The 7,694-nt window shown below is 70.8% G+C and carries 7 protein-coding genes and 1 pseudogene; 3 read left to right on the top strand and 5 right to left on the bottom strand.

Annotated elements, in window-relative coordinates; genetic code table 11:
• A partial coding sequence (locus tag V6M56_RS21035) for a DUF4159 domain-containing protein (protein ID WP_332686667.1) occupies positions 1-782 on the top strand: 782 nt, incomplete at its 5' end.
• A 35-nt stretch (positions 783-817) separates the two neighbouring features.
• Entirely contained in the window at positions 818-2,905 is a 2,088-nt protein-coding gene (locus tag V6M56_RS21040; RefSeq protein ID WP_332686669.1) for a hypothetical protein, read from the top strand.
• A gap of 156 nt (positions 2,906-3,061) precedes the next feature.
• Here V6M56_RS21040 and V6M56_RS21045 read toward each other — a convergent pair whose 3' ends face one another.
• The 5 genes from V6M56_RS21045 to V6M56_RS21065 all read right to left on the bottom strand — a co-directional run bounded on the left by V6M56_RS21045 (position 3,062) and on the right by V6M56_RS21065 (position 7,042).
• On the bottom strand, positions 3,062-3,562 hold the full coding sequence (locus tag V6M56_RS21045) for a GNAT family N-acetyltransferase (protein WP_332686671.1): 501 nt from the start codon (positions 3,560-3,562) through the stop codon (positions 3,062-3,064).
• A 68-nt stretch (positions 3,563-3,630) separates the two neighbouring features.
• Entirely contained in the window at positions 3,631-4,470 is an 840-nt protein-coding gene (locus V6M56_RS21050) for a class I SAM-dependent methyltransferase (protein WP_332686673.1), read from the bottom strand.
• Positions 4,467-5,519, bottom strand: coding sequence for a glycosyltransferase family 4 protein (locus V6M56_RS21055; protein WP_332686675.1), 1,053 nt, complete (start codon positions 5,517-5,519; stop codon positions 4,467-4,469). Before V6M56_RS21055 ends, V6M56_RS21050 begins: the two co-directional genes overlap by 4 nt.
• Positions 5,516-5,917 carry a 6-pyruvoyl trahydropterin synthase family protein gene (locus V6M56_RS21060; RefSeq protein ID WP_332686677.1) on the bottom strand — a complete coding sequence of 134 codons (402 nt, stop codon included), beginning with the start codon at positions 5,915-5,917 and terminating at the stop codon, positions 5,516-5,518. Before V6M56_RS21060 ends, V6M56_RS21055 begins: the two co-directional genes overlap by 4 nt.
• Positions 5,918-6,043: 126 nt before the next feature.
• On the bottom strand, positions 6,044-7,042 hold the full coding sequence (locus tag V6M56_RS21065; RefSeq protein ID WP_442881205.1) for a zinc-dependent alcohol dehydrogenase: 999 nt from the start codon (positions 7,040-7,042) through the stop codon (positions 6,044-6,046).
• A gap of 62 nt (positions 7,043-7,104) precedes the next feature.
• Between V6M56_RS21065 and V6M56_RS21070 the strand changes: the two are divergent.
• Positions 7,105-7,694 (top strand): annotated as a pseudogene (locus V6M56_RS21070) (glucans biosynthesis glucosyltransferase MdoH); the annotation flags it as partial.

Genomic DNA, 7,694 nt, shown 5'->3' on the forward strand with positions numbered 1-7,694 from the left:
TCCCCGCCGCTCCCGCCGACCAGCGCCCGCCGATCCCGCGCGAGCTCTTCGCCGCCGGCGCGGTGACGCGGCTGGCCTATGTCATCACCGGCGACAAGGCGGTCGACGACATGTCGAAGGCCGGCCTCGCCGGGCTCAATATCGTGCTCGGCGCCCGCACCGCGCTCGAACCCGGCGAGGCGGTCGGTGTCGATGCCGCCCGCGACGAGCTCGCCTTCTTCCCGATCCTGTACTGGCCGGTCGTCGCCGGCCGGCCGATCCCCTCGGCGGAGACCCTGCGCAAGCTCGAAGCCTATATGAAGGGCGGCGGCCTCGTGATCTTCGACACCCGCGACGCGATGAGCGCCCGCCCCGGCGGCGGCGTCACGCCCGAGGGCGACCAGCTCCGCCGCATGCTGCAGACGCTCGACATCCCGGAGCTGGAGCCGATCCCGCGCGACCATGTCCTGACCAAGACCTTCTACATCCTCGACGGCTTCGTCGGCCGCTACGACACCGGCACGACCTGGGTCGAGATCCTGCCGCCGGCGGGCGAGGACGGCCGCCGCCCGGCCCGCGCCGGCGACAGCGTCTCGCCAATCGTCATCACCTCGAACGACCTCGCCGCCGCCTGGGCCATCGGCCGGCGCGGCGAGGCGCTGGTGCCGATGTCGGGCTCCGATCCGCGCCAGCGCGAAATGGCGCTGCGGGCCGGCGTCAACCTCGTGATGTACGCGCTCACCGGCAACTACAAGGCCGACCAGGTCCATGTTCCGGCCCTGCTCGAAAGGCTGGGGCAGTGATGCGGCGGGCCGGCATGAGATTGGAAGTCTAGCCGATGTGGAGCCTTACCTTCGCGCCGCTGCTGCCGCTGCCGCTGCTGATCGGACTGGCGGTGCTGGCCGCGCTCGCCGCCGGCGCGGCGCTGGTGCTCGCCGGCCGCAGCGCCATCCTGCGCGCTCTGGCGCTCACCGTGCTGACGATCGCGCTGGCCGATCCCTCGCTGGTCTTCGAGGAACGCGAGCCGGTCAAGGATGTCGTCGCCGTCGTCGTCGACAGCTCGGGCTCGAACCGATTGTCCGACCGTGCCGCGCAGACGCAGGCCGCGCAGGCCGAGGTCGAGCGCCAGCTCCGCGGCGTCTCGGGCGTCGAGGCACGCACCGTCGAGGTCACCGACGCGCAGGGAGCCGGCGACGGCACCCGCCTGTTCGAGGCGCTGGCGTCGAGCCTCGCCGACGTGCCGTCCGAGCGCGTCGCGGGCGCCATCGTGATCAGCGACGGCCTTGCCCATGATGCACCGGCGAGCGCCGAGGCGCTCGGCCTGCGCGCTCCGCTGCATGTCCTGACCACCGGCCGCGAGGCCGAGATCGACCGCCGCATCGTGCTGGTCGATTCGCCGCGCTTCGGCATCGTCGGCAAGGACCAGAACATTCGCCTGCGCGTCGTCGAGAAGGGCGGGCCGGGCCGCGCCGCGCTGACCGTGCGCCGCGACGGCGAGGTCATCGCCCGCCGCGACGTCATCGCCGGGCAGACGGTGCAGGTGCCGGTCAGGATCGACCGCGGCGGGCCGAACGTCGTCGAGATCGAGGCCGCCCCGCTCGACAACGAACTGACGCTGGCCAACAACCGCGCCGTCATTACAATTGATGGAGTCAGAGACAAACTGCGCGTGCTGCTGGTCTCGGGCGAGCCCCATCCGGGCGAGCGCACCTGGCGCAACCTGCTCAAGGCCGACGCCAATGTCGACCTCGTCCATTTCACCATCCTGCGCCCGCCGGAGAAGCAGGACGGCACGCCGATCAACGAGCTTTCGCTGATCGCCTTCCCGACGCGCGAGCTGTTCCAGGTCAAGATCAAGGATTTCGACCTGATCATCTTCGACCGCTACGCCAACCAGTCGATCCTGCCGCTGGTCTATTTCGACAACATCGTCCGCTATGTCCGCGAGGGCGGTGCGCTGCTCGTCGCCGCCGGGCCGGAATATGCCGGCTCGCAATCGCTGGCGCGCACGCCGCTCGGCCAGATCCTGCCGGCCCAGCCGGATGGCAGCGTCATCGACGAGGCCTTTCGCGCCCGCGTCAGCGAGCCCGGCCGCCGCCACCCCGTCACCCGCGACCTGCCGGGCGCCGAGGTCGAGCCGCCGCGCTGGGGCGAATGGCTGCGCATGGTCGGCGCCCGCGCCCGCAGCGGCTCGGCCGTGATGACCGGCCCGGGCGAGCGCCCGCTCTTGATGCTGGCGCGCGAGCAGAAGGGCCGCGTCGCCCTCTTCCTCTCCGACCATGCCTGGCTCTGGGCCCGCGGCTTCCGTGACGGCGGCCCGCATCTCGACCTGCTGCGCCGGCTCGGCCACTGGCTGATGAAGGAGCCGGACCTCGAGGAGGAGGCGCTGCGAGCCGTCGCCCGCGGCCGCAATCTCGAGATCGAGCGCCAGACGCTGGGCGATGCGCCGGCCCCGGCGACGATCACCGCCCCCGACGGCTCGACCCGCACCGTGCCCTTCGAGCCTGGCCGGCCCGGCCTGTTCACCGCCCGCACGGCGACGACCGAATTCGGCCTGCACAAGATCACCACCGAGAACCTCACCGCCTTCGCCAGCGTCGGCCCCGAGAACCCGCGCGAGCTGATGGAGGTGGTCAGCGATCCGACGAAGCTCGAAGCGCTGGCCGAGGCTACCGGCGGCTCGTCGCGCCGCATCGGCCAGGAGAGCGGCTCGGGCGTCGCCGTGCCGCGCATCGTGCCGGTGCGTTCGGGACGGCAGTTCGCCGGCGCCGACTGGATCGGCCTGCGCATCAGCGATTCCGGCATCGTCCGCGGCGTCCAGATCTCGCCGCTGTTCATCGGGCTGATCGGCCTTGCCCTGCTCTTCGGCGCGCTGGTCGCCGGCTGGATCGGCGAGAGCGGCCGCAGGTTCAAGCGCGAGAGCTGAGCACATCCGTCATGCTCGGGCTTGACCCGAGCATCTCCGGCCAGACGACGCGCCAGTTGGCGTCTTCTCGTCATGAGATTCTCGGGTCTACGTGGAGTTTATCCTAGGGTCGACCGAAGGTCGGACCCGAGGGCTTCGCCCGAGAATGACGCTGCCCTACCGCAGCACCGTCACCGCCCCCTTGCGGCTCGCCAGCACGCCTTCGACCAGTTCGAGCGCCAGGAAGCGGCCCGGATCGGCCGGGCCGGGCAGCATCAGATGGCCGGACCTGACCGGCTTGAAGCCGAAGCGGGCATAATAGGGTGCGTCCCCGACCAGCAGGATGAGCTCGTGGCCGGCGGCGCGCGCCGCCTCGATCGCCTGTTGCATCAGCGCAGCCCCGATGCCGCGTCCCTCGAAGGCCGGATCGACCGTCAGCGGCCCGAGCATCAACCCCGGCCCGCCACCGACGGAGACCGGCGTCACTCGCACCGAGCCGACGAGGAAGGTGCCGACATGGCTGGCGAAGGAGAGCGCCGGGTCAGGCGGCCTGCCCTCGCGCAGGCGAAAGGCGGTGCGGGCATAGCGCCCCGGCCCGAAGGCACGCTCATGCAAGCGTTCGATCGCGGCGGCATCGCCCGGCAGTTCCTGGCGGATGGTCAGAGGCAGGGAGGTCATGGTCGCGAGCGGGATGGCGGAATTTGTTCGAAATGGCAATCGCCCGGTTATTGCGATCGCCTGCTGCGTCAGACCGGCCGCGCCCACAGATCCTGATGGCCGATGCTGCCGCGGACCGCCTCGCGCTTGGCCGCGAGCCAGCTTTCGATTGCCTCCGGCTCGACATGACCGGTCTCGGCGACCGCCGCCGCGATGCCGGCCGTGAGTTCGCGTGTCAGCGCCGCGCTTCCGGCATCGAGCAGCCAGGGGCTTTCGCCGACGGTGACCGCGCAGCCCGATTTGCGGAAGGCTTGCGCCAGCGTCTCGGTCGCGTCCGGACCGGCTGCGGGGCCAAAACCCTTGTCGCCATGCTGGTGATGGTGGAAGGCGGCGAGCATCCTGGCGTCGGCGGGGTGTGCAGGTTCCCAGCTCTCGCGCCCGTCATAGGTCAGCGCGGTATAGAGCGGCAGCCGCTGGCTCACCAGCGAGGCGACGAAGCGCTCGAGCCAGCGCACGGAAGTCAGGTCGAACAGCGCGGCGGCGGTGACGAGGTCGGGCTGCCAGCCCAGCACCCATTCGAGATCGGTATTGAGATCGGCCCGGCGGAAATCGACCGTCAGCGACTTGTCATCCTTGCGCAGCACCAGTTCCTCGCCCAGCGCTTCCGCCTCGTCGGCCCAGGCGGCGAGACGCTCGCGGGCCACCGCAAGCAGGCGCGCGTCGAAATCGACCAGCGTCCAGTACTGGCGCGCCGGCAGCACCGAATAGGTACCGCGCAGATTCGAGCCGGCGCCGCAGCCGAGATCGACGATCGTCAGCGATTGCCGCTCCGAGAAGGTGCTGCCGACCGCGGCCAGCACCTGCGGATTGCGGGCGGCATGGTCGGCCGGCTCGCGGAGCGCGAGCCAGTCGGGAGAAAATCCGCTCATGGTGACACTTTCGCACAGGTTTCGGCGACGATTGTCGCCGTCCGTCGCCAGCCTGGCAATGCGCCGGCCGCAAGCCAGGCTGCATCGGAACGCCGCTTGCGCTCGTCGCCGTCGGCGAGGAGACGGGCGAGCCCGGCCCGCAACGCCGCGGCATCGCCGGGCGGTACCTTGACCGCCGCTGCATCGGGCGCGGTCTCCGCCGCGGCGCCGCCGGTGGTGCAGAGGATCGGCAGTCCCCGCGCCAGCGCCTCGGTCAGCACCATGCCATAGCCCTCGAACAGCGACGGCATGACGAAGAGGTCGGCGCGCGCATAGGCGGCCTCGAGTGCCGCCTGGTCGACCGCGCCGGCAAGCCGGATGCGGTCGGCAAGCCCGGCCTCGGCGATCTGCGCTGCAAGCGCGGTGGTCGTCGCCGGCGCCCGGTCGGCGGCGCCGATGATGGTCAGGTGCCAGTCCCGGTCGGCAAGCCCGGACAGCGCCTCGATCAGCAGGTCATAGCCCTTGCGCGGTACCAGCGAGCCCACCGCCAGCAACCGCAGCGGCTCCCCCGCAACGGAACCGGAGGCGCGCGGCGCCGGATCGACGCCCGGCTCGGCCACCGCGATGCGGGCCTCCGGCACCGCGAAATCGGCGACCAGCAGCCGCTTCGTCGCCGGGCTGGTGACGACGACGGCGCTGGCATGGCGCAGTGCCGCCGCCTCCCGCGCCAGCAGGGCCGCTGTGCGTTCGGGCGTCAGCCCGGCTTCGAGCCCGAGTGGATGATGCACCAGCGCGACGACGCGGCCGGCGAGCCCGGCGGCGATGCTCTCCGGAAAGGCGCCATAGGCCAGCCCGTCGATCAGCAGCACGCTGTCATAGGGCTGCGACAGGATCCGCCTGCCGGTCTCGGCAAGGTCGGCTTCGCTCGGATCGGGAAAACTGCCCGGCAGTTCGAGATGGCGGGCCGCCACGCCCAGCGCCGCCCACTCCGCTAGCACGCGCCGGTCGTAAGCATAGCCGCCGGTCGGCAGCGACAGGTCGCCGGGGACGGCGAAGACGATCTCGCTCACGCGAGCGCGCCCTCATAGCTGGCGCGGGCGAGGTCGGTCTCTTGCAGGGTGACGCGGATCTTCGCCAGCCCGCCGCCATCCGCGCCGAGCGCGCCCGATTCCGCCGCCGCCGCCATCGCGTCGAAGATGTGCTTGCAGAGGAATTCGGTGGTCGTCAGCACGCCGTTGAACTGCGGCAGCGCGTCGAGATTCTGGTAGTTCAGCGGCTTCAGCGTCTTGTTGAGAACGTCGAGCGCCGCGCCGATATCGACCACGACGTTCTGCTTCGTCAGCGTCTCGCGGAAGAAGGCGACGTCGACGACGAAGGTCGCGCCATGCATCGCCTGCGCCGGGCCGAAGAACGGATCGGGCAGCGAGTGGCCGATCATGATGCGGTCGCGGACTTCGACGGAAAACATGCGTGGTCTCCTGGAGAGCGGTCTCTTTAACTGCGTTCCCGCGATTCTGCACGCTCGCCCCGATCGCGAGGCGTCCCGGGCGGCCGCAGGGAGAGCCGGGACGACTCGCGGAAGAATTGTGGGTGTTCAATAGCGCAGCACCGCCGTGATGCCATTGCCCGAAAACAGCCCCGGCAGGCGCTCCGGCGCCTCCGCGAAGGCGATCTCGTCGGTGATCAGCGCATCGAGCCGGTCATCCGCCAGCAATGACAGCGCGGCCTGCGTTCGGCGCGCATAGTCGAAGCGCGGCCGGCGCGACGGCGAAACCTGGCCGACCTGCGAGGAGATGAGTTGCAGCCGCTTCGAATGAAAGCTGCCGCCGAGGGGAGCTTCGACCGCGCCCTCGCCATACCAGCTCAGCTCGACGATGCGGGCCTCGAAACCGGCTGCGCCGATGGCGGTCGAAAGCCCCGCCGCGCTGGCGCTGGCATGGAAGACGAGATCGGCATCGCCGGGGCAATCCTGCGGCGGCGCGAAATCAAGGCCGAGCGAGGCCGCCAGTGCGGCGCGGCCCGGGTCGATGTCGACCAGGGTCACCTGCGCGCCCGGCAGCCTTGCGCCGATGAAGGCCGCCAGCAGGCCGAGCACGCCGCCGCCGACGACGACGATGCGGTCGGCCGGGCCGGAGCCGGCATCCCAATGCGCGTTCAGGGCGGTTTCCATGTTGGCGGCCAGCACGGCGCGCCGCGCCGGCACGGCCTTCGGCACGACCGCCACGCGCGCTGCCGGCACGACGAACCGATCCTGATGCGGGTACAGGCAGAAGACGGTCTCGCCAGGAAACGCGTCCGGCCCTGCCTCCACGATGCCGACGGCGCAGTAGCCGTACTTGACCGGGAACGGGAAATCGCCCTCCTGGAACGGCGCACGCATGCGGGCATGCTCGGAAGGCGGCACCCTCCCCTCGAAGACCAGCCGCTCCGTGCCGCGGCTGATGCCGCTCCAGAGCGTGCGGACGAGGCAGTCCTGCGGCCCGCGCGACGGGAGGATCACCTCGTTCAGGGCGCATTCACGCAGCCCGACATACCAGAGCGCGGTCGCTGCCGTTTTCGCCCTTGCCTCGGTGGCCTTTGCCGGTTTTACCACTCCAGCCCTCCGCGCCGTTCCCTGCCAGCTCCACGATACCCCATCGCATGACAGAGACAGCCATGAACCAGCGCCCCGGTCCGACCACGTTCCAGGCGGCGGCGCAAGAGCAGCAGCATGGTCCGGGCCTGACTCCGGCGGGGCTGCAGGCGACGCGAACCCTGCGCAGCCGCCGCCTGCTGGTCGCCGGGCTTAACCTGATCACGCTCGCCGCCCTGCTCTACGGCCTCTCGCGCGTTCTCGGTGCCGGCGGCTGGAGCGTCGCCGATGTCGTGATCTTCATCGCCTTCCTGTTCGGCGCGCCCTGGACGGTGCTCGGCTTCTGGAATGCCGTGCTCGGCCTCTGGCTGCTGCATGGCGCAGAGGACGGGATCGAGCAGGTCGCGCCCTTCGCCGCTGCCGGCGACGCTCCGGCGCCGCTCTCGATCCGCACCGCGATCCTGATGACGCTACGCAACGAGGATCCCGCCCGCGCCTTCCGCCGCCTCGAAATCGTCAAGCAGAGCCTGGATGCGACCGGCGAAGGCGACTGGTTCGATTATTTCGTGCTCTCCGACAGCAACGACCCGGCCGTGGCGGAGGCCGAGGAGAGGCTCGCCGCCGCGCTGGCCGGGAAAATCGGCGATCCCTCGCGCCTGACCTATCGCCGCCG

The sequence above is a fragment of the Allobosea sp. genome (assembly GCF_036675845.1).
Taxonomy (GTDB): domain Bacteria; phylum Pseudomonadota; class Alphaproteobacteria; order Rhizobiales; family Beijerinckiaceae; genus Allobosea.